The 19,879-nt window shown below is 65.2% G+C and carries 19 protein-coding genes and 1 pseudogene; 5 read left to right on the top strand and 15 right to left on the bottom strand.

All coding sequences use genetic code 11. The features are described from left to right. Positions 1-987, bottom strand: coding sequence for an LLM class F420-dependent oxidoreductase (locus G6N66_RS18785; protein ID WP_085233172.1), 987 nt, complete (start codon positions 985-987; stop codon positions 1-3). A 108-nt stretch (positions 988-1,095) separates the two neighbouring features. Here G6N66_RS18785 and G6N66_RS18790 point away from each other — a divergent pair, with 108 nt between their 5' ends. Next, on the top strand, positions 1,096-1,485 hold the full coding sequence (locus tag G6N66_RS18790; protein ID WP_085233173.1) for a lipocalin-like domain-containing protein: 390 nt from the start codon (positions 1,096-1,098) through the stop codon (positions 1,483-1,485). Here G6N66_RS18790 and G6N66_RS18795 read toward each other — a convergent pair. Beyond that, the gene (locus G6N66_RS18795; RefSeq protein WP_085233174.1) at positions 1,482-2,687 is read right to left on the bottom strand and encodes a cytochrome P450; all 1,206 of its coding nucleotides are present in this window, start codon (positions 2,685-2,687) and stop codon (positions 1,482-1,484) included. The genes G6N66_RS18790 and G6N66_RS18795 overlap by 4 nt on opposite strands. Positions 2,688-2,858: 171 nt before the next feature. Here G6N66_RS18795 and G6N66_RS18800 point away from each other — a divergent pair, with 171 nt between their 5' ends. Beyond that, complete coding sequence (locus G6N66_RS18800) at positions 2,859-4,010, top strand: thiolase family protein (protein ID WP_085233175.1); 1,152 nt, start codon at positions 2,859-2,861, stop codon at positions 4,008-4,010. A gap of 18 nt (positions 4,011-4,028) precedes the next feature. Further along, entirely contained in the window at positions 4,029-5,264 is a 1,236-nt protein-coding gene (locus G6N66_RS18805; protein WP_139825233.1) for an amidohydrolase family protein, read from the top strand. A gap of 1 nt (position 5,265) precedes the next feature. On the opposite strand, the gene G6N66_RS18810 is transcribed toward G6N66_RS18805, so the two are convergent. From G6N66_RS18810 to G6N66_RS18835, 6 genes are all read right to left on the bottom strand, one after another. Then, on the bottom strand, positions 5,266-6,459 hold the full coding sequence (locus G6N66_RS18810; protein ID WP_085233177.1) for an acyl-CoA dehydrogenase family protein: 1,194 nt from the start codon (positions 6,457-6,459) through the stop codon (positions 5,266-5,268). 14 nt (positions 6,460-6,473) lie between these two features. Continuing rightward, positions 6,474-7,544, bottom strand: a complete 1,071-nt coding sequence (locus G6N66_RS18815) for an acyl-CoA dehydrogenase family protein (RefSeq protein ID WP_085233178.1) — start codon at positions 7,542-7,544, stop codon at positions 6,474-6,476. A gap of 4 nt (positions 7,545-7,548) precedes the next feature. Next, positions 7,549-8,328: an amidohydrolase family protein gene (locus G6N66_RS18820; protein ID WP_232079533.1), complete on the bottom strand. Its 780-nt coding sequence runs from the start codon at positions 8,326-8,328 to the stop codon at positions 7,549-7,551. Positions 8,329-8,420: 92 nt separating this feature from the next. After that, on the bottom strand, positions 8,421-10,058 hold the full coding sequence (locus tag G6N66_RS18825; protein ID WP_085233180.1) for an acyl-CoA synthetase: 1,638 nt from the start codon (positions 10,056-10,058) through the stop codon (positions 8,421-8,423). Positions 10,059-10,061: 3 nt separating this feature from the next. Next, complete coding sequence (locus G6N66_RS18830) at positions 10,062-11,273, bottom strand: amidohydrolase family protein (protein WP_085233181.1); 1,212 nt, start codon at positions 11,271-11,273, stop codon at positions 10,062-10,064. Beyond that, positions 11,270-12,181, bottom strand: coding sequence for an enoyl-CoA hydratase (locus G6N66_RS18835; RefSeq protein ID WP_085233182.1), 912 nt, complete (start codon positions 12,179-12,181; stop codon positions 11,270-11,272). The genes G6N66_RS18830 and G6N66_RS18835 overlap by 4 nt, the downstream gene beginning before the upstream one ends. 244 nt (positions 12,182-12,425) lie before the next feature. Here G6N66_RS18835 and G6N66_RS18840 point away from each other — a divergent pair, with 244 nt between their 5' ends. Further along, entirely contained in the window at positions 12,426-13,643 is a 1,218-nt protein-coding gene (locus G6N66_RS18840; RefSeq protein ID WP_085233332.1) for a CaiB/BaiF CoA transferase family protein, read from the top strand. Positions 13,644-13,647: 4 nt separating this feature from the next. Here the strand turns inward: G6N66_RS18840 and G6N66_RS18845 are convergent, their stop codons facing one another. The 5 genes and pseudogenes from G6N66_RS18845 to G6N66_RS18860 all read right to left on the bottom strand — a co-directional run bounded on the left by G6N66_RS18845 (position 13,648) and on the right by G6N66_RS18860 (position 17,260). Further along, positions 13,648-14,286, bottom strand: a complete 639-nt coding sequence (locus G6N66_RS18845) for a hypothetical protein (protein WP_085233183.1) — start codon at positions 14,284-14,286, stop codon at positions 13,648-13,650. A gap of 13 nt (positions 14,287-14,299) precedes the next feature. Next, on the bottom strand, positions 14,300-14,626 hold the full coding sequence (locus tag G6N66_RS30590; protein ID WP_428842152.1) for an NHL repeat-containing protein: 327 nt from the start codon (positions 14,624-14,626) through the stop codon (positions 14,300-14,302). Positions 14,627-14,665: 39 nt separating this feature from the next. Further along, positions 14,666-15,142, bottom strand: a pseudogene (locus G6N66_RS30595) (serine/threonine protein kinase); the annotation flags it as partial. Positions 15,143-15,418: 276 nt separating this feature from the next. Continuing rightward, positions 15,419-16,426, bottom strand: coding sequence for a dihydrodipicolinate synthase family protein (locus G6N66_RS18855; RefSeq protein ID WP_085233185.1), 1,008 nt, complete (start codon positions 16,424-16,426; stop codon positions 15,419-15,421). 36 nt (positions 16,427-16,462) lie between these two features. Next, positions 16,463-17,260, bottom strand: a complete 798-nt coding sequence (locus tag G6N66_RS18860; RefSeq protein ID WP_085233186.1) for an SDR family NAD(P)-dependent oxidoreductase — start codon at positions 17,258-17,260, stop codon at positions 16,463-16,465. Positions 17,261-17,411: 151 nt separating this feature from the next. Between G6N66_RS18860 and G6N66_RS18865 the strand changes: the two genes are divergently transcribed. Further along, complete coding sequence (locus tag G6N66_RS18865; protein WP_085233187.1) at positions 17,412-18,185, top strand: TetR/AcrR family transcriptional regulator; 774 nt, start codon at positions 17,412-17,414, stop codon at positions 18,183-18,185. Positions 18,186-18,217: 32 nt separating this feature from the next. On the opposite strand, the gene G6N66_RS18870 is transcribed toward G6N66_RS18865, so the two are convergent. Together G6N66_RS18870 and G6N66_RS18875 are read right to left on the bottom strand one after the other, a co-directional pair. Next, positions 18,218-19,102, bottom strand: a complete 885-nt coding sequence (locus G6N66_RS18870; protein WP_085233188.1) for an enoyl-CoA hydratase/isomerase family protein — start codon at positions 19,100-19,102, stop codon at positions 18,218-18,220. Continuing rightward, the gene (locus tag G6N66_RS18875) at positions 19,099-19,773 is read right to left on the bottom strand and encodes a PaaI family thioesterase (RefSeq protein ID WP_085233189.1); all 675 of its coding nucleotides are present in this window, start codon (positions 19,771-19,773) and stop codon (positions 19,099-19,101) included. Before G6N66_RS18875 ends, G6N66_RS18870 begins: the two co-directional genes overlap by 4 nt. Between the last annotated feature and the right edge of the window lie 106 nt (positions 19,774-19,879).

Genomic DNA, 19,879 nt, shown 5'->3' on the forward strand with positions numbered 1-19,879 from the left:
CTAGGCGTGGCGCAGCCTGTCGAGCACCTGCACGACCACCTCGCCGGGGAGCCCCGGCGGAAAAGCCGGCAACACCCGGTCCACCACGCCATGGCAGCGCATTCGTACCGCCGCGGCGACCTCATCGACGGACGCGACCACGGCGAAAGCCGCGAGCACATCCTCATCGATCAACGCGCCCATGGCTTCCCAGTCACCTTGCCTCGACAGCCGGTGCAACTCGGTGTGTAGGTCGCCCCAACCATGCAGCTCGAGCACTCTGCGATAGGCGGGCGTCGACCCGTAGAACGCGATCTGCTTTTTCGTGGCGGCCGCCGCGGCGCTCAACTCGGCTTCCGTTCGCCCCGTTACCACGAAGACCGGACACGACACCGCGACGTCACCGCGCCCGCGGCCCGACCGCTGCATCCCGCGCTGCAGCGCCGGGACGGTGACCTCTTCCATATATCGCCGGGTGGTGAACGCGTGCGCGATCACCCCATCGGCGACCTCACCACACATCTGCGTCATCGCTTCGCCGACAGCGGCCACGAATACCCTTGGCGCCGGGCATGATAGCGGCTCGGGCGTGAACATCGGAGTCATCAATTTGTGCGTGTAGAAGTCGCCTTCGAAGTCCAGCTTCGACCCGGTCTGCCAGCAGTCCCAGATTGCTCGCAGGGCCAGGATGAACTCGCGCATCCGCGAGACCGGCCGACTCCAGGGCATGCTGAAGCGCTTCTCGATGTGGGCCTGGACCTGGGTGCCCAGGCCGAGGATGAACCGGCCTCCCGAATATGACTGCAAATCCCACGCGACGTTGGCGACGTTCATTGGAGTGCGCGCGAAGGCCACCGCGATGCTGGTGCCCAGCTCGATCGTCGAGGTGTGTTCGGCCGCGAGCAACATGGGCAGAAAGGGATCGTGGCTGATCTCCCCCGTCCAGCCCCCGTCGTACCCACGCGATTCGAGCTCGGCGGCCGCCGCGGGCACGCGCGCCAGCTCCATGGGGATGCCACCGTCGATCTTGATTCCACCGTCGCAGCCACTAGACACGAACGTGGACGCTACAGTAGCGAGACATTCGAACCGCAAGCGGGCGGGAGGATCTGGGTGATGACCGAACTGCGTCAAGCACTGCTGGGCGGCTGGCTGCTGCAGTCTTTCGTTTCCCGCGATGCCGACACCGGCGCTCAGCGGTATCCGTTCGGTGAGGACCCCGCCGGTCTCATCCTCTACACCGCCGACGGTTACATGTCGGCTCAGTTGACGCCCGGCCGGGGCGGCGAATACATCGCCTACGGGGGCCGGTTTCACGTCGACGAACAATCCGCGACCGTGCGGCACGACGTCGCGGTTTCGAACCTGCCGGAGTTGTTGACGCAGGCGCAGTTTCGTCACGCCCACGTCGAAGGCGACCGGTTGACGCTGTCGGCGAGCCAGACCTCGGCGGACGGAGTGACCACACACAGCACGCTGGTGTGGCACCGAAATCCCGTGAGCTAGCGCAACACCCGGACCGGGACGTTGCTCCAGCCCGCGACGTTCTGCATGTTGACCCGTTTGCAGCCGGCCCAATCGACTTCATAACGCGGCATGAAGTCCAGCATCCGGTCCAGCGCGATCGCACTCTCCAGCCGCGCCAGAGCCGCACCCAGGCAGCTGTGGATGCCGTAGCCGAGGCCGAGATTCTGGGACTGCGTGCGGTCGCGATCGATGTCGAAGGTGTCGGGATCGGTCCACGCCAACGGATCCCGATTGGCGGATCCGCCTACCAGGAACACCGGCTTGCCCGCCGGGATCGTCACGCCGTGCAGCGTGATCTCACGCATCGAGCGCCGCACGTTGTACTGCGCGGGCGCCTCGTAGCGCAGCAGCTCCTCGACGGCCAACGGAATCTTGCCGCGGTCTTCGAGCAGCTTGGCCCACTGCTCGGGGTTTTTGGCCAGCACCACCGCGGCATTGCCCAATAGCTTGGTCACGGTCTCGGCGCCGGCACCGCCCAATAGCGTTGCGAATTCCGTGATTTCGATGTTGCTCAGCGGTGTCATCTGGCCGTCGTCGCGCTCGATCTCGGATTCGATCAGCCTGCTCAGCAGGTCGTCACCCAACTTCTCGCGGCGCTGCTTTGTCAGCCGGTAGTAGTAGATCGCCATGTCGACCGCGGACTTCACCCCGGCCTCGCCCATCTCGACCTCGCCGGGGGCGCGGTGTAGCAGGTCGTCGATCCAGAGCCGGATCTGTTGGCGGTCCGGCTCCGGCACCCCCTGCAGGGCCGCCATCAGATCGACCGGGAACAGCGCCGAGAAGTCCTGAACAAAGTCGAATCCGTCCGGATCGACGGCGGACAGGTGCTTGTCGACCACCTGCGTGACCAGCGGCCGCAGCCCTTGGATCGCACGTGGAGTGAACACCTTGTTGAGCAGTCCCCGCATGCGGCGGTGCGCCGGCGGGTCCATGGCGATGATTGATCCATGCTCGGTGACCTCACCCTTGCGCACCTGGGCGAGGTCCACCCCGTACGCCGAGGAGTAGGTCTCGTAGTCCTTGAAGGCCGCCGCCACGTCCTCGTGACGGGTCAGGGCGTAGAAATCGTGTTGCTCGCTGTAATAGACGGGGGCTTCCTCCCGCATGCGGCGGTAGGTCGGATAGGGGTCGTTGAAGAATTCCTCGGAGAACGGGTCGAAGACCACCGTGGCAGCGGTCATGGCCTGGCCTCCAATCCGCGCGCACGACGGGCTCTCGTCATCCCTGCCCTCTCTCAGCGTCAAGGGTTTGCGCCGACAAACACCCATCCGGCACGATCAACGGTAATGGTTACAGTAGTATAGACAAGCGATCCTGAACAGCAGCGCGGCGACGACGGGAAATCACAGGGTATGACTGGGAACGATGTGGCGATCATCGGTGTGGGCCTGCATCCCTTCGGGCGATTCGAGGGAAAGTCCGCGATGGAGATGGGCGTTGACGCCATCTTCGCCGCGGTGGCCGATGCCGGTGTGCAGTGGGGTGACATCCAGGCGGCGACCGGCGGCAGTTGGACGGTGGCCAATCCCGATGCGATCGTGGGGATGGTCGGGCTGTCCGGGATCCCATTCACCAACATCTTCAACGCCTGCGCCACGGCGGCCAGCGCAGCCAAGGCCTGCGCCGACGGAATCCGATTGGGCGACTACGACATCGGCATCGCGGTCGGCTTGGACAAGCACCCCAGGGGCGCGTTCACCGAGGATCCGGCGTTGGTCGGCATGCCGCGCTGGTACGCCGAAAACGGCCAGTATCTGACCACACAATTCTTCGGCATGAAGGCCAACCGCTACCTGCACAACCACGGCATTTCCCAGCGGACCCTGGCCAAGGTGGCCGCCAAGAATTTCCGCAATGGTGCATTGAACCCGAATGCGTTTCGGCGCAAGGCGATTCCCGAGGACGACATCCTCAACTCGGCAATGCTCAACTATCCGCTCACCCAATACATGTTCTGCGCTCCGGACGAAGGCGCGGCCGCGGTGGTGATGTGCCGAGCCGACCTCGCCGCCCGCTACACCGACAAACCGGTCTACCTCAAGGCGGTGGAGGTGCGCACCCGCAAATACGGAGCATACGAGGTGAACACCACCTTCGCCCCGGTCGAGGAGGATGTCGCGCCCACCGTCTATGCCGCGCAAGCCGCCTTCGAAAAGGCCGGTGTCGGCCCGGATGACGTCGACGTGATACAGCTGCAGGACACCGATGCCGGCGCCGAGATCATCCATATGGCGGAGTGCGGCTTCTGCGCCGACGGGGAGCAGGAGAAGCTGCTGTCCGACGGCGCCACGGAGATCAACGGTGCGATGCCAATCAACACCGACGGCGGACTGATCGCCAACGGCGAGCCGATCGGCGCCTCGGGCCTACGCCAGATCCACGAGATCGTCCGACAGTTGCGCGGTCAGGCCGGTGACCGTCAGGTTCCGGGCGAACCCAAGGTCGGCTTCACCCAGCTGTATGGCGCGCCCGGCACCGCCGCGGCGGCCGTCCTGACCACCTGAGACTGCAGCATGAACGGTATGCCCTCGTTTCGGGACGCGCCGATCTTTGACGCCGACCAGCACATGTACGAGACCGCCGACGCGCTCACGAAGTACTTGCCGGAGCGCTATCGCTACTCGGTCCAATACGCGCAGTTCGGCCGACAGACCCGGATCGTGATCAACAACAGGGTCACCGACTTCATCCCGAACCCGACCTTCGAACGGGTCGCCGCACCCGGCGCCCATGAGCGGTTCTTCGCCGGAGAGAACACCGAAGGCCTGACCCTGCGCGAAATGCAGGGTCCGCCGATCGAAGCTCCGGCCGCGGCCCGCAACCCCGACGACCGGGTCAAGGAACTCGACCGCCAGGGCGTGGTAGAAGTGCTCAACTACCCGACGCTGGCAAGCCTGGTCGAACACTCCAGCGCCGAGGACCCCCAGCTCACGCTGGCGATCATCCACGCCCTCAATGAGTGGATGGCCGAGCACTGGACGTTCAACTACCACAACCGGATCTTCTCGACGCCGATCATCAACCTGTCCGAGGTGGACGCGGCTCAGCGCGAACTCGCGTACATCCTGGACAACGGCGCCAAAGTCGCGTTGATCAAGCCCGGACCCGTGAATGGCTTGCACGGCTGGCGATCTCCGGCCCTGCCGGAGTTCGACCCGTTCTGGCGCGACGTCGAGGCAGCGGGGTTGCCGATCGTGCTGCACGCCAGCTACCCGCCGCTGGACGACTACATCGCCAAGTGGGAGCCGCCACACACGCAGAACTTCATGGCGCAAAGCGCTTTTCGATGGATGACGTTGGGTCATCGGGAGATCGCAGACATGATCACCAGCCTGATCTGTCACGGCACACTCACCCGATTCCCCAAGCTGCGTATCGCCAGCGTCGAGAACGGCAGTGGCTGGATCTTCCCGCTGTTCAACGACTTCGAGGAACTGCAGAAGAAAATGCCGCAGAACTTTCCCGAGCACCCCCACGACGTGTTCCGTCGCAACATTTGGGTCAGCCCGTTCTGGGAGGGCTGCGTGGCCGACGTCGTCGACACCGTCGGTTGGGACAAGGTGATGTTCGGCTCGGACTATCCGCATCCCGAGGGCTTGGCCGAACCCAGGAAATTCTGGAAGTACGCCGAAGGGATGGACATTCGCCGAACCTACGACTTCATGGGCGACAACGCCCGCAGGTTCATGGGTCTGCCGATCGCCAACCCCGACCCCGACGCGGTCAACCCGCCCCAATTGGTCGCCCCGGGAACCTGATTCAGGAAACTTTGGTAACCGGCGGCGCGTAGCTAGGCTTGCCGAGTCCCAGCACGTGCTGGGCGATCATGTTGCGGAACACCTCGAGGGTGCCGCCGTAGATCCCGGCCAGCGGAGCGAACCGGTAGATGTATTCCGAGGCCCCGCCGTCGGCGGCGCCGTCGGTGTCGATGGGCAGCACCGAAGCCGCCCCGGCGATGTCCATCAGCTCGGGCGCGATGTCGCGCATGGTTTGCGCCTGGGCGACCCGGCCGAAAATGCCGGGCGTGGACAACGCCGCCTCGAGGCGAGCGGCGCTGCGGCCCAATCGATATGCCACGGACCCGTCGTCGATCAGCCGCGCCCCGCTCGGATCGGGTCGGGTGACGCTGGCGGCCACCGCGTCCACCGCCGCGGACATGAACCCGGCCTGATGCGCCATGATCGCAACGTCCTGCAAACCGTCCGGGGCCGCGGCGACGGCGCCGTGCTCGGCATCCAGTGGCCCGCGCAGGACGGTCCAGCCACCGTTGACCTCACCCAGTAGGTATTTCTCGTCGACCCGGACGTCGGTGTAGTACACGATGTTGGTTCGGTCGCCGTCGACGGTGCGGATGCCTTGGATCTCGATGCCCGGCAGGTCAAGGGGCACCAGGAACATGGTCAGGCTCTTGTGTTTCGGCGCGTCCGGATCGGTGTTGGTGATGAGAAAAACGTACTGGCAGTTGTGCGCACCGGTGGTGAACATCTTGGAGCCGTTGATGACCCACTGATCGCCGTCCCGCACCGCGCGGGTCTTGCACGTCGCGACGTCGGATCCGCCCTCGGGCTCGGTGTAGCCCAGGCACATCCGGACCTCGCCGCTGAAGACCTTCGGCATCACCTCCTCGACCAGTTCCGGCTTGCCGAACGCTGCCACGGCCCGCGCCACCATCGCCGTCGTTCCCCACGTCACCCAGGGCGTGTGCACACGGCGCTTCTCCAGCTCCCAGATGCGGCGGCGGACCCGGGTGAAGCCGCCCTCGGACCCGGGCGTCCACTCCTTCTGCAGGTACCCGGCCGCGCCGATCGCCAGGTGGACGCCTTCGTCGAAGTTGTCGCCGGTCTCGCGGTCCCGCCGGCGAACATCGTCGGTGACGTGCTCGGTGAGAAACGCGCGAACGTGAGCAAGAAAGGCCGTGTCCTCGTCGTCGAGGGCTACGTGGCTGAAATCCATTGTCCGGTACCCCTTTAGGCGGATTGGTGTGCGGTCGCCGCGGCCTTCTCGCGCTCGGCGACAAGGCGTCCGACGTGTTTGGCCGTCAACCCGGGATCGCCGCCGGCCAGCGCCCAGCCACGAGCGCGCACCAGATACGCCGTCGCGGCGGCTTCGACCGACACCCCGAGACCACCCTGGATGTGCACGGCCATCGTCGCCGCCTTGGCGGCCTCCTCGGCCATGAACACGAACGCACACCCCGGCAGGTCCGGTCGCTCGTCGGGCTCGTTGTCGAGGAACCACGCGGCGCGGCGGGCAAGGTTGCGGCCGCCCTGGACAACGATTGCCATGTTGGCCAACGGGTGTGAAATCGCCTGCAACGTCGAGATCGGCACGCCCAGCGTGTAGCGCGACTTGGCGAACTCGGCCGCGATCGTCATCGTCTGCTCAACCAGGCCGGTCAACGCGGCGGCGGTCAGTACCCGCCACTCGTCGAGCGCGCGCGCATAGGCCGCGATCGCCTCGGGCCCCGAACCCAGCACGGTTCGGGTGTCGGCCGCGGCCGGGTCGACCCAGGCCATCGGCAGCTGCCCGAGATTGGGCACCCGTGCGGGCCGGGTGGCGAACGTCAGCAGGGTCACGTCGTTGAAATCCTTTCCGTCGCGGACGATCAAGCCGTCGGCGATCGCCCCGGCGGGAACGAGGCGCGCGCCCGTGCGCGGTTCCGGCGCGACGTCGAGCCCCAGGATCCGGCTGCCCTCGACGACCTCGGCCTCGACCGCCCCCAGCCGTGCGGCCAGCCGAGCAGCGCAGACGTGGTCGATCCACGGCACCGGGGCCAGCACCCGACCGAGTTCCTCGGCGACCAGCGCCAGATCCACCAGGGTCGCGCCGTCACCGCCGATGTCCTCACCCAGCGCCATCGACGATGCGCCGGTTGCGCACAACCGCTCCCACAGGCTCTTGTCGAACCCGGTTTCCTGTGCGGCCCATACCGTCTCGATCGGGCAGTGGGTTTCCAGCAGCTGCCGGTAGGCGTCCTGCAGCGCCTTGTGGTCGTCGGTCAGGCTGTAATCCTGCCTGCGCAGCTCGTAGCGATCCATCGGCTCAACGCTCCTGATTCTGGTCTGGCCCGCCGCCGAAAAAGAACTCGTCGGCATTGTGGTAAAGGTACTTGTCGAGGACTTCGGGTGGCAGGTCGAGGGCATTTGCCTCGGGTATCACGCGATGCTGGCGCAGCACGGGCCAGTCGGAAGCGAAGATGACCTTGTCGGGGCCCCGCGTACGCATGTAGTGGATCAGGCTCTCCGGCAACCGTTTTGGCGACCATGCCGACGTCATCAACCGGAGGTTGCGGTACTTGATCAGCATCCGGATCGCGATGTCCCACCAGGGATCCGCGCCGTGGATCATGCATAGCTTCAATTCGGGGAAGCGCACGCACACCCGATCCAGATGGATCGGGTTTTGCACCTCGCCCGGGATCGGCGGGCCCGGGATGCCGGTGTTGACGCACAGCGGCAATTCAATCTCGGCGCATTTGGCGTACAGCGGGTAGTACACGGCGTCGCTGGGCGGGTACATGCCATCGGCCCAGAAGCTGGGACCCACCGCGGCGTAGGCCACCGGGAGGTCCGCCACGGTGGACGTCAGCTCCCGCAGGGACGCCACCGGGCGCAGCAGGTTGACCCCACCCATGGCCAGGGCGAATCGATCCGGGCGCGCCTCGACGAATTTGCGCGCCGTCACCGATGGCTTGACGAGGTTGTCCATCAGGATTGCCTTTTGCACGCCGTGCTCGTCCATCTCGTCGAGCAATTCCGAGAGGTCGACCGGATCGAACATCGACTTGGGTCCCTTGAAATAATCCTCGCGGACCCTGGTCATGAATTCGGGCTGGACCTGCGTCTCCCCGAAGTGCACGTTGACCAGGCAGTCGATCGCCGGCCGAGCCGCGTCCCGTGTCGCTGTATCCTGTGTCACGGCCCGCCCGTCCTCGCAGTAGTCGAAACATGCTGTGTGGCTTGCTGTTTGGCCCATCGGTAATCGGCCTTGCCGTTTCCGAGGCGGCGCACCCGATCCACCACGATGAACGCCTTGGGCACCTTGAACCGGGCCAACTCGGCGCTGCAATGCGCGGACAACACCTCGTCGTCCAGGGCGAAGCCGGGGCGCAGCTGGATCAGCGCTGCGACTTCCTGCCCCCAGCGCTCGCTGTCACGGCCGACGACCAACACGTCCGCAACGGCGGGGTGCGCACGCAGCACCTCTTCGACTTCCTCCACGAACACCTTCTCGCCACCGGTGTTGATCACCAACGAATCCCGGCCGAACAGCCGCAGCGTGCCATCGGCATCCACCGAGGCGCGGTCGCCGGAGATGACCACCCGCTGGCCTTGCACCACCGGGAACGTCTTGGCGGTCGCCGCCTGATCATCGAAGTAGCCCAATGGGATACGGCCGACCCGGGCCACCCAGCCGACCTCGGCGTCGCCCGGATCGAGGAAGCGGCTGTAGTCCTCCGACACCACCAGCCCGCCGCTGCGGAAGGTGAATGTGTCGGTGCGGCTGCCATGCCGGCTGTGCCCGAACCCCATGTTCCCTGTCTCCGAGGAGCCGTACCCGTTGATCAAGGTGATCTGCGGCAAGTGCTCGAGCAGTGCGTTTTGGTATTTGACGTTGGTGGCGGCGCCCCCGGTGCCGATCGCGAACAACGCCGACAGGTCGTAGCTTCGACGGCCGAGTTCCTCGACCAGTGGCGCCGCATAGGCGTCACCCACCATGGTCATCATCCCGACCTTCTCGCGTTCGGCGATTTCGAGGACCGTGGTCGGGTCGAACTTGTGCCTGGTGTCGTAGAGGACGACGGTCAGCCCGGACAGAATCGCCGCGAACGCCGTCCACATGCCAGCCGCGTGCATCAGCGGGGACACGGCAAACCAGGGCGCGCCACCGTTCTGCACCTTTTGATGAATCTCCTCGACGGTGGCGTGATCCGCACCGTTCATCGACACGACGTACATGTCGCCCTGCCGCCACAGCACACCCTTGGGACGACCGGTGGTTCCCCCCGTACAGATCATCAGCGCGTCATCAGGCGACGGGGTGTTGGTGTGATCGGAATCGCCTTGCGCCAACGCGTCTTCGAAGGAGACCGCGCCTGCGAGTTCGGGGTATTCGCTGCCGTCGTCTATCGAGATCAGCAACTCGGCGCCCGGACACGGCAGCACGTCGGCGAACTTCGCGCCCAGGGAGCGGTGGTAGATCACACCGCGCGGCTTGACGTAAGCCAGCAGGTCGGCCACTTCGCGCGGGGTGTAGTAGTGGTTGACATTGACCGGCACCACGCGGGCCTTCAGGCACGCAATGACCATGTCGGGATACAGGTCGTTGTGCATGATGAGGGCCATGCGGTCCTGCCCGCACTCCCAATTGGCGAGCGCGTCGCGCTCGACATGTGCGCCAAAGCCCTTGTGCGCCAGATAGTTGGCCAGCCGACGCGTCCGCTCGGCGGCTTCGGCGAAGGTGCTGCGCCGATCCCCGCACACCGTCATCACGCGGTCGGGCACTGCGTCAGCGATCGCGTCCAGGACAGCGCCGATCGGCCATTCGCTCATCGGCTACGCCGACGCGGGCACGTTGGCACCCAGCAGCTCAAGCGCGTTGTCGCGCATGACTTTACGGGTGTCTTCGGCACTGAATTCCGGGAACTGGGGAATGTCCGCGGTGAAGGTCATCGGGTCGGCGAGCCCTTCACCGTGGGGCCAGTCCGAGCCGAACAGGATCTTGTCCACACCGATGGTGTCGGCGAGCAGCTTCACGTCGTCCTCGTAGTACGGCGCGATCCAGACGTTGTTTTTCAGCTGCTCGACGGGGTCCTCTTTGAAGTGCGACGGCGCGGTGTTGGCGGCCTTCTTCAGCCGTTTGATCAACCGGTACACGAAGTACGAGCCGTTCTCGATGCTGACGGCCTTCAACTTCGGATGGCGGCTGAACACCTGGTGCACGATCATCGATGCCATCGTGTCGTGGATCGCCCGATCGTCCACCAGCACCTGATCCAGCGGGTCCTTCGCGCCGAAACCCTCGAAGGTGGCCTTGCCGCCCCACAATGCGTTGATCGCGTTATAGCCGCTATCGCTCAGGTGAAAGCCCACCGGGACACCGGCTTCGGCGAGCCGCGCCCAAACCGGATCGTGCAGCGGATCACCCAGCGAACGTGGCTTGACCCGCCCGGGCACCGGGGCGGGCCGCACCAGCACCAGCCGCGCGCCCTTGCCCAGCACGAACTCGACTTCCTCGACCGCCCGGTCCGGGTCGGCCAGCGAGATGATCGGCGCCGAGATCATTCGGCCGTCCGGGCGGTTGAAACCCCAGTCCTCATCCAGCCACAAGTTGAACGCGTGCACCGAAGCCATGGTGGCCTCGATGTCCTCCTTGAGCGCCTCCTCGACCCCGCACGCGAACGTCGGCAACATGAACACCGTCTCGAGGTTTTGGCCGTCCATGATCTTCAACCGCGCCTCGCGGTTTTGGTATTCGGGATGGTTCTCCAGCCGATCGACCTTCATCAACGACGCGGGGTCGACGCCCTCGGGAATCTCCCCGCGGAACAACAGGTCCAGGCAGCCCGGCTCGATGATCGGATCGAACGTCGGGTTCGGGATGAAGTGGTTGATCCGCTCCCCCATCACCGCCCAGGTGCGTTTGCCGTCCCGGACCATTTGCACCCCGCGTCGCTTGAACTCCTTCGGCAGGTAACGAGTGAACGAATCCAGCGGTTCGTAGTAGTGGTTGTCGACGTCAATCGCCTGATAGTCCAGCGTCGTCATCGGACTTCCTCTCCATCCTTCTCGACTGGTGAGCTGTGGCCGCCGCGAACCGACGGAACCGACGGAACCGTTAGAGGCGGGAACTTGGGCGGGCGTTTCTCGAAGAACGCCGTAATGCCCTCGATGAAATCGGGACGCGTCATGGATTCGTGCATCAGCTGCTCGGCCCGATCGCTGGTCTCGACGATCGGCAATCCGGCGTCGGCGTAAAGCTGCCGCTTCATCACGGCCAACGAGCTCGGCGCACAGTTTGCGGCCATGTCCTCGGCGTAGGCCAGCGCCCGGTCCATCAGCTCCTCGCCGGGCACCACCTCTTTGACCAGGCCCAGTTCGGCGGCCTCCTCGGCGAGGAACGTGCGGCCGGAGAGCAGCAGGTCGACCGCGGCGCCCCAGCCGACCAGCCGGGGCAGGATCCAGGAGATGCCGTATTCCGCGACCAGCCCGCGCCGCGCGAACGACGTGCTGAACTTCGCGCCGGCCGCGGCGAAGCGGATGTCGGCCATCAGCGCCACCGACAGTCCGATCCCGGCGACCGAGCCGTTGATCGCGGCGATCACCGGCTTGCTCAACTGGGTCAGAAAGTAGGGGTGCTTCTCCGCGACGAGGGCGCTGACGTCGGTCTTGCTCGCCGACTCGACCGTCGTCGACGAGATCGAGTCCAGGTCGCCCATGTACGCACCCGCGCAGAACGCGCGGCCGGTGCCCGTCATCACGATGACGCGGACGTTGCTGTCCGCCTCCGCGGCGTCGACGAGGCGGAAGAACGCCGACGTCATCGGCCCGCCCCACGCGTTCAGCCGCGCCGGCTGGTTGAGGGTGATCACCGCAACGCCGGAGTCGCGCACCTCGTAGAGCACCGGCTCGCTCGACGCGATCGGCCGCTCGGCGACCGCGCTGCCGTCGCTCATTCAACCCGTCCCTCCGTCGACGTAACGGCCACCAGAAACATGGCCGCGTAGTAGATACTGTATACCTATCGGTACAGCTTTCTGCAAAGTCTGCCGGACCTCCGCCTTTCGGCTTAATGCCTGATCAAAACCGCTGACGTCGGGCGGTTTCCGACCGGACCACGCCCGCGCTGAACACCAGCCTCACGGGTTGCGCTTCCGGTGACGATCGCGGCCAAGTAGGGTGCCGGAAATGGTCAAGGTAATGGAGGGCTTTCGGGTCCTGGAGCTCGCACAGTTCACGTTCGTCCCGGCCGCGGGTGCCATCCTCGCCGACTGGGGCGCCGATGTGCTCAAGATCGAGCATCCGGTGCGCGGTGACACCCAGCGCGGCTTCCTGAACATGGGTGGCATCCAGGTCAACCCGGACAGGCATCCGCTGATGGAGCACCCGAACCGGGGCAAGCGCAGCGTCGGGGTCGACGTTTCGACCCCGGGTGGCCAGGAAGTGATCTACGAACTGGCGAAGACTTCCGATGTGTTCCTGACCAACTACATGCCCGCGCAGCGAAAGAAGCACAAGTTCGACGTCGAGCACATTCGTGCGGTGAACCCGAACATCATCTACGCCCGCGGATCGGCCTACGGCGACAAGGGCGCCGAGCGCGACATCGGCGGCTATGACGGCACGGCGTTCTGGACGCGTAGCGGGGTGGGATACGCCCTGACCCCGGAAGAGCTGGGAGGTGCACTGGGACAAGGCATTCCGGCTTTTGGCGACTCCATCGGCGGCATGTTCATCGCCGGCGGGATCTCGGCCGCACTGCTCCATCGCGAGCGCACCGGCGAAGCGGTTGAACTTGACGTGTCGCTGCTGAGCACCGCGTGGTGGGCGGCGGGGGCAAGCATGACGCAAGGCATGGAGACCGGCGAGGTGATGCGCACGTTCATGCCGGGCTCCGCCGCCGCGATGTCGGTGAACCCCTTCATGGGCAACTACCTGACGTCCGACGGCGGCACCATCAACCTGTGCATCATCAGCCCGACCGGCTTGATCCGCGACACCTTCGAGCACCTGGGTATTCCCGAGGCCGCCGACGACCCGCGCTTCTCCGACGTGCTTCCGCTGATACAGAACGCCGCCGAGGCCGCCGATCTGATCGCAAAGGCGTTCGCCACCAAGCCCTTTGACTATTGGCGCCAGCACCTGAAAACGATGAAGGGTCAATGGGCGCCGTTCCAGAGTTTCCTCGACCTGGCCAACGACGAGCAGGCCATCGCCAACGACATGATCGCCGAGGTCGAACTCGCCAGCGGCGGAGCACCGTTCAAGGTCGTGCGCGGGCCGGTTCAGTTCAACCACGAGCCGCTGGAGACCACCCGTGCGCCCCAGGCGTCGGAGCACACCGAGCTCGTCCTGATGGAGATCGGCATGGACTGGGATCGCATCGAAGCGCTCAAAGAAGCGGGCGCCATTGCGTGAACGTTCATTGGTCCTCGGTGTAGGTCAGGGTCCACTCGGGGGCACCAAAGGCCTGGACCAAGAGCTTGCAACCCAGCGTGGCCGAACTGAGGCTGCCGATATGCGGTCGGGCTCCGCTGTAAGTTCCCAGCCAGCCGCACCCCGCCCCGGGACAGTCCAAACTCAGGCTTAACGTGCTGCCGTCGTCGAGTCGCTGATGGATGACAAGTCCGGCGCCCGAGAGCATTTGGAAGACTTCGTCGATGCCCGTGCCGTCCACCCCACTATTCACGTGAAACCGGTCAAACCTGGTGTAGTCGACCCCTGGTAGGACCTGATGCAACTGGGGGTAGTGGTGGCCCAGATTGGCGACGAACGTGGCGAGGGCGCCCCCGCCGACGACGGCCGGCATGCGGCCCGCCTGGGCCACGACCTGCAGCAATCGTTCCCTGGACAACAGGAAGTGCGTCCTGACGCGTTCGGCTTCGGTCGCGTCGAGAACCGGTTTGTCCAGCAGGGCACGGACGTCGGGCGGGCTGTCGCGCAGATCCAGCGGCCACACCCCGGCTCCGATCGTCCGCAATTCGGCATTGATGGCCGCCAGCGTGTCCGGCACCGTGCGGTTATCCGAAAACTCCAGAGTTAGGCCTTTGACGGAAGCCATGACGCCCCTCAATTCAGCTATGCAGCTTGATCACCAGACCGTCGCTGTCGTCGTCCGTTATCGCCCATTTGCCGAATAGCTTTGCCGGCGAACGGTATCCGGTGTGATCGGTGACGTATACGTCTCCGTGGGTATCCACGGCCAGTCCTTGTGGGTCGTTCAAGGCAGGCGCCCCCGGGAGTTCGGTCCAGTCGCTCGATCCGGGTGCCCGTCTCATTACTCGTCCGGTGTCGCCCGACGTTATGACGTACACGGCACCGGCGGTGTCCACCGCCACGTATTGCTCGACGCCCGCCGACTCCAATTGCGTCCACGAGTTCGACCCGGGCGCCAGCCGCATCAGGTAGCTACAGGTCCGCCTGCCACAGCTTTTGCCGACGCTCACATAGACGTCGCCCGAGGTGTCCACCGCCACATCGCTGGGAAGGACGCCCCTTCCGAGCGGCGGCAGGACGGTCTGATCTTGTGCTCCGTGCGCCAACTTCACCACTCGATCGGCGCTGCCCTCGGCGACGTACACCGCGCCGGCACCGTCCACCGCCAAACCCTTGGGAAAAGACAGGCCCCTGAACGGCAGCACGTTCTGTGCGCTCGAACCGGCCGCCAGCTCGAGCACTTGGGCGTGGCCGGTGTCGACGACGTAGACGTTGCCGGCCGAATCGACCGCCACACCGCCGGTGGAGTTGTCGACGACGCCGGCGCCGAGGTCGAGGTTGGCGAACGGCAGGACCGTTGGGCTGGTCGACCCAGCCGCCAGTTTGAGCACCCGATTGGTGTGGGTATCGGTGACGTACACACCGCCGGCCGCGTCCACCGCTACGCCATGCGGGAGGCGCAGATCGGTGAACGGCAGGGCGAACCGCCGCTCCTCAGCCGCGATCGACGCAGGGTCCCTGTGCTGGCGATTGTTGGCGCGCAACGCAGTCCACCCGATCGCGGGAATCGCGAGACATGCGATCACGAACAACACGCCGACGAAGAGCCAGAGCTTGACCTTGGGCCGGGGTGTGTCGGGGTCTTCGTGGACCATCACCGAATTGTTCCTCGTGGGCGGTGCGGCCATAGAGGATTTGTTGAACTGCATTCCATAATCGCCGCCGCGGCGAACTTCCGGCCCGGTGAAGCTCGATTCTCAGGCGGCGATGAGCCCGAGGCGCCGATAGGCGTTCTCAATCTGCGCCTTGGCCTCCGGCGGCAGCTGCGCCTGCGGGGGCCGGGAATGCGGATAGTCGCCGATCGGCAGTCCCAGCACCGAGGCGGCGTACTTGAAAGCGCCACCCCAGTGGGTGAAGTAGTCCGCGCGCCCGGGATAGCAGGTCCACCATGAGCCGATGTCGAGGTCGAACTGATCCATGCCCGAATCGCGCCCGTAGTCCATGGCCTCGAGCAGCTTGTCGTTCCAGACCAGATCCCAGTACTCGGAAAACAGCCGCTTTTCCGGCGTTTCGAACAAATAGCCGGCGGTGCCCAGCTGTGCCGGACACACGATCCCGGCGCGCAGCCACCCGGCGCGATACACCGTCCTGTCGCACTCCCAGACCGCGAGATTGGGCGCCAACTCGTGTAGCCGCCGGCTCGCCTCCGGGCGGAAGGCGCCCTCCTTGGTGGCGCACACCGCCGGCACCTCGTCGTAGATCCGCGCGCTTTCTGCGGGTGTGAGCACGTAGCCCGACGATGGCGAATTGAACATGCCCAGCGCGAGGTCCGTGCGCGCGGCGATGTATTTGAAGAACCGCAACACGCCCTCGCCTCCGTGCGCCTCCATCATCGGGGTCTGGATGTAGGCGATGTCCGCGCCGGCCTGCTGGGCGTGCAGTGTCAGGTCCAGGCAGTCCTTGGCGCTCGTCGCCGCGGTGCAGGCCTGGATCACGACGTCGGGATTCGCGTGGCGCGCCTCCTCGATTGCCACCTCCAGCAAGCGCTTTCGCTCCTCGATCGTCAGCGACCAGAACTCGGCGATACCGCTGGTGCACCACAACATCGGGTGCCCGAGGTCGCTGACGCAGTAGCGCACCAGCGTCCGATAGGCGTCCCAATCGATGTCATCGCCATCCGCGCCGCAGAACGGCGTGTACAGCGAATCGCCGATTCCCCGCAAGGCACCGCGCGCCCAGCTGCGCGCCTCAGCCGCCGTCGCCATAGTCCACTCCTTTTGTCGGCCAAAGGTTTTCGAGGCTCAGGTGAAGTCCGAACCACCATCGACGTTGATGTTCGCGCCTGTCATGTAGGAGTTGCGTCGCGATGCCAGGAAAGCGACGACCGGACCGATTTCCTCGGGCAGACCGGCTCGGGGCATGTGCGCCGGGTGTCCGAAATGCTTGGCAATCGCGTCCATCAGGGCGTAGGGATCGTTGCCGTCGACACCAACCGACGTCGCCCAGCCCACCAGCGACTCGGAGGCGATGCTCCCCGGCGACACCACGTTGACCAGGATCTCGTCCTTGGCCAGCAACAGAGACAGGTTCTTCGACACGCTCGTCAGCATTGACTTGGCCGCGGTGTAGGCGGGCAGCATGACGCTTTGCCGCTGGGTCGAGTGCGCCGAGAAATTCACAACCCGGGCCCATTCCGCCTTGCGCAGCAGTGGAAGTGCCGCACGGACGCAACGGACCATCCCCATCACGCCGTCTTCGACGGCCTCGCGCCACTGCTCATCGGTGAGATCTTCGAAGCTGCCGGGCGCTCCCGGTCCAACCGTATTGATGAGCACGTTGAGCTCGCCGTCCCAGCGTTGCCTCAGCTCACCGAATACCCGGTCGACCTCGCCGGCGTCACCGATGTCGGCGGCCAGCCCAACGGCATCCGGGCTACCGAGACCCGTCAACTCCGCGGCGGCGCCCTCCAGGACGGCTGGGGTGCGGCCGATCACCGCGACTCGGGCGCCTTCCTCGGCGAGACATCGCGCCGCGGCGAGGCCCATGCCGCGGCTGCCACCGACCACCGCCGTCGCGGCACTTGCCAGCCCTAGATCCATGGCTTACTACGCCTGTCCAGCCGTATTTACCAGAAACCCTACGATAGGTATTACAGTAGCAGACGAACAACCGCACGAAGCAGCACGTTTGGGCCGGTGACATGGGCTCGGGACCGCATCCGCAGGATACATCTCGAAGGAGGTGCCCGTAGTGGCAAAGCAGGCAACTGCCGATAAACGGCAGCGCCGCGAACGCGGATCCATCAATCCCGATGACATCATCAGCGGCGCCTTCGAACTCGCCGAGCAAGTATCGATAGACAACCTGAGCATGCCGCTGCTCGGCAAACACCTTGGGGTCGGAGTCACCAGCATCTACTGGTATTTCCGCAAGAAGGACGATCTGCTCAATGCAATGACGGACCGAGCTTTGAGCAAGTACGTGTTCGCCACCCCCTATGTGGAAGCCAGTGACTGGCGAGAGACGCTGCGCAACCACGCGCGCGGGATGCGTAAGACGTTCATGGGCAACCCAATTCTGTGCGATCTGATTCTCATTCGCGCCGCCTTGAGTCCCAAGGCGGCGCGGATGGGTGCGCAGGAGATGGAGACGGCGATCGCCAACCTGGTGGAGGCCGGTCTATCGCCCGAGGACGCCTTTGACACCTACTCCGCTATATCGCTTCACGTCCGCGGATCGGTGGTGCTGCAGCGGCTTTACGAAAAGAACCAATCGTCTGACAGCGGGCCGCGCTCCATCGAGGATGCGGTGGGCGTCGATCTGCAAGGTACGCCGTTGCTCGCGCAGGTGACCGGCAAAGGCCACCGCATCGGGGCGCCCGATGAGACGAACTTCGAGTACGGCCTGGAATGCATCCTCGACCACGCCGAGCGGTTGATCGACGAGGCCACGAAGGGCTCTAAGTCGGCATCGTCCGGCCAGCGCAAGCCCGCCAAGTCAGCCGGCGCGCGCAGGAAGGCCTGACGGCCGGTCGAAACCCGGCGCGAATCGGCTTGTCACGCTTCCGGTTCTGGCACGTGGAAGTGCTCATCGCGCAGCCGGAAGGCCTCCTTCGCCCCGTGCTGCGCGCGCGTTTTGACGAAATTGAATTCGTCGGGCCCGAACTGCAAATTCGTGCCGAACGCGTGGAACAGGTAGCTCGCGACTTCCTCACCCTGGTAGGCCTGACTCTGCTCGACCAGACGAAACGCCTCCTTGGCGATGACCACTCCATCGGCGGGCATCTTCGCCGCCTTCTCAGCCCAGTACCGGGCGCGCGCGGTAACCGAGCCGGGATCGCATGTGTCGGTGAAGATTCCGAGATGCTCCAGCTCGCCCGCTTCGATGATGTCACCGGTCAATAGCAGGCGCCGCGCGATAACCGGTCCCAGCCGGTGGAAGAACATGTGCAGGCTGCCCAGCGCGGGCCCGAGGAATCGCGTCGCGGGCATGCCGATCCTGGTGTCTCGCGCGATCACGGAGATGTCGGTCATCAGCGCCATCTCGAATCCGCCGCCGAGGGCGTAGCCGGCGATCTCCCCCACCGTCACCTTCGGGAAGCCCATGAAGTTGTGATAGAAGCTAAATGACTTGCGGTCCACGGTAAGTCGTCGGCGCTGGCTGGGTCGGCGCTTGTTATCGGCAGCCTTGCCCTCGCCATACCAGCCGTACGCGTTGTTCATGTCAGCCCCAGTGCTGAACACGCCCTCGGCTCCGCGCAGCAGCACCACCGTGAGATCGTCGTCTTCGGCCACCCGGTCCAGACAGCGGGCAACCGCCTCGCGCATGGTGGCGTCATAGGAGTTGCGTTGCTTGGGGTGGTTGAATGTGATTGTGGCAATCCGCTTGTCGCGATCCACGTCGAACAGCACGCGATCGTCCGAAGCCTCCCGGTTGGTCATGTAGCCGACTCCTTTCGCCGTCTGGCGAACTGAAATACGGAAAGCTGTTCCGGCGGCGACGCCACGGTGCTGACCTCGCCCGTGCACAGCACCTCGTCATCGAGCAATAGCCGCGCGGTCGACGTGATGGTCCGGTCGATTTGCGACCGCGCGATGTCGAAACCCAGCTCGATCAGCAGTGGGGTCGGCCGGCGGAAGGTCACGGTGAGCGAGCGCGTCTTGCCGGATAGGCCGGTCACGCAGTTGTGATGCTGTATCACCGAATCGAAGAAGACACCGAGGAAGCCGCCGTGCACCAACCCGGGTGGTCCCTCGTAGATCAACGGAAAGGTGACCCGTCCGGTCGCCTTCTCAGGGTCGAGGTGATCGAACCGGTACTCGGGGAAGCACGGGTTGTAGGCACCGATGTCGGTGGCGTGGTTGAGGTAGATACGCCGGGGGTCGTCGGGGACGGCGCCGATTCTCGGCGCGCTGTCTCGGGGAGCGACGGTGGCCAGTTCGCTTTCCCACTCGGCGAACTTCGCCAGCATGGTGTCCACCGTCGGGTGGTCGTGCTCCAGCGAGAGCAGCAGCGAGCCAAGGCGGCGGATCGCGCCGGCCGCCGCCACCGTCTGAGCAAGGGGGGCCTCCCCGAATTTGGCGTCGCCGGGAGTTGCCGCGGCTTCATTCATCGGGGCCACTCCTCCTCAGCATTGATTGGGTTTCGCCCGCTCGTTGCCCCAGATGTTTCTCGGGCAGCGTTTCCTTGCTAACTTATACAGCGTATCAATCGTATTG

This window comes from Mycobacterium conspicuum (genome assembly GCF_010730195.1).
Classification (GTDB): Bacteria; Actinomycetota; Actinomycetes; order Mycobacteriales; family Mycobacteriaceae; genus Mycobacterium; species Mycobacterium conspicuum.

What these genes read in the sequence shown, in the direction of transcription:
- G6N66_RS18785 (WP_085233172.1), bottom strand. Translation starts at nt 987, where the DNA reads ATGGAGCTGGCGCGCGTGCCCGCGGCGGCCGCCGAGCTCGAATCGCGT.
- G6N66_RS18790 (WP_085233173.1), top strand. Translation starts at nt 1,096, where the DNA reads ATGACCGAACTGCGTCAAGCACTGCTGGGCGGCTGGCTGCTGCAGTCT.
- G6N66_RS18795 (WP_085233174.1), bottom strand. Translation starts at nt 2,687, where the DNA reads ATGACCGCTGCCACGGTGGTCTTCGACCCGTTCTCCGAGGAATTCTTC.
- G6N66_RS18800 (WP_085233175.1), top strand. Translation starts at nt 2,859, where the DNA reads ATGACTGGGAACGATGTGGCGATCATCGGTGTGGGCCTGCATCCCTTC.
- G6N66_RS18805 (WP_139825233.1), top strand. Translation starts at nt 4,029, where the DNA reads ATGCCCTCGTTTCGGGACGCGCCGATCTTTGACGCCGACCAGCACATG.
- G6N66_RS18810 (WP_085233177.1), bottom strand. Translation starts at nt 6,459, where the DNA reads ATGGATTTCAGCCACGTAGCCCTCGACGACGAGGACACGGCCTTTCTT.
- G6N66_RS18815 (WP_085233178.1), bottom strand. Translation starts at nt 7,544, where the DNA reads ATGGATCGCTACGAGCTGCGCAGGCAGGATTACAGCCTGACCGACGAC.
- G6N66_RS18820 (WP_232079533.1), bottom strand. Translation starts at nt 8,328, where the DNA reads ATGACCAGGGTCCGCGAGGATTATTTCAAGGGACCCAAGTCGATGTTC.
- G6N66_RS18825 (WP_085233180.1), bottom strand. Translation starts at nt 10,058, where the DNA reads ATGAGCGAATGGCCGATCGGCGCTGTCCTGGACGCGATCGCTGACGCA.
- G6N66_RS18830 (WP_085233181.1), bottom strand. Translation starts at nt 11,273, where the DNA reads ATGACGACGCTGGACTATCAGGCGATTGACGTCGACAACCACTACTAC.
- G6N66_RS18835 (WP_085233182.1), bottom strand. Translation starts at nt 12,181, where the DNA reads ATGAGCGACGGCAGCGCGGTCGCCGAGCGGCCGATCGCGTCGAGCGAG.
- G6N66_RS18840 (WP_085233332.1), top strand. Translation starts at nt 12,426, where the DNA reads ATGGAGGGCTTTCGGGTCCTGGAGCTCGCACAGTTCACGTTCGTCCCG.
- G6N66_RS18845 (WP_085233183.1), bottom strand. Translation starts at nt 14,286, where the DNA reads ATGGCTTCCGTCAAAGGCCTAACTCTGGAGTTTTCGGATAACCGCACG.
- G6N66_RS30590 (WP_428842152.1), bottom strand. Translation starts at nt 14,626, where the DNA reads ATGCGGCTGGCGCCCGGGTCGAACTCGTGGACGCAATTGGAGTCGGCG.
- G6N66_RS18855 (WP_085233185.1), bottom strand. Translation starts at nt 16,426, where the DNA reads ATGGCGACGGCGGCTGAGGCGCGCAGCTGGGCGCGCGGTGCCTTGCGG.
- G6N66_RS18860 (WP_085233186.1), bottom strand. Translation starts at nt 17,260, where the DNA reads ATGGATCTAGGGCTGGCAAGTGCCGCGACGGCGGTGGTCGGTGGCAGC.
- G6N66_RS18870 (WP_085233188.1), bottom strand. Translation starts at nt 19,102, where the DNA reads ATGACCAACCGGGAGGCTTCGGACGATCGCGTGCTGTTCGACGTGGAT.
- G6N66_RS18875 (WP_085233189.1), bottom strand. Translation starts at nt 19,773, where the DNA reads ATGAATGAAGCCGCGGCAACTCCCGGCGACGCCAAATTCGGGGAGGCC.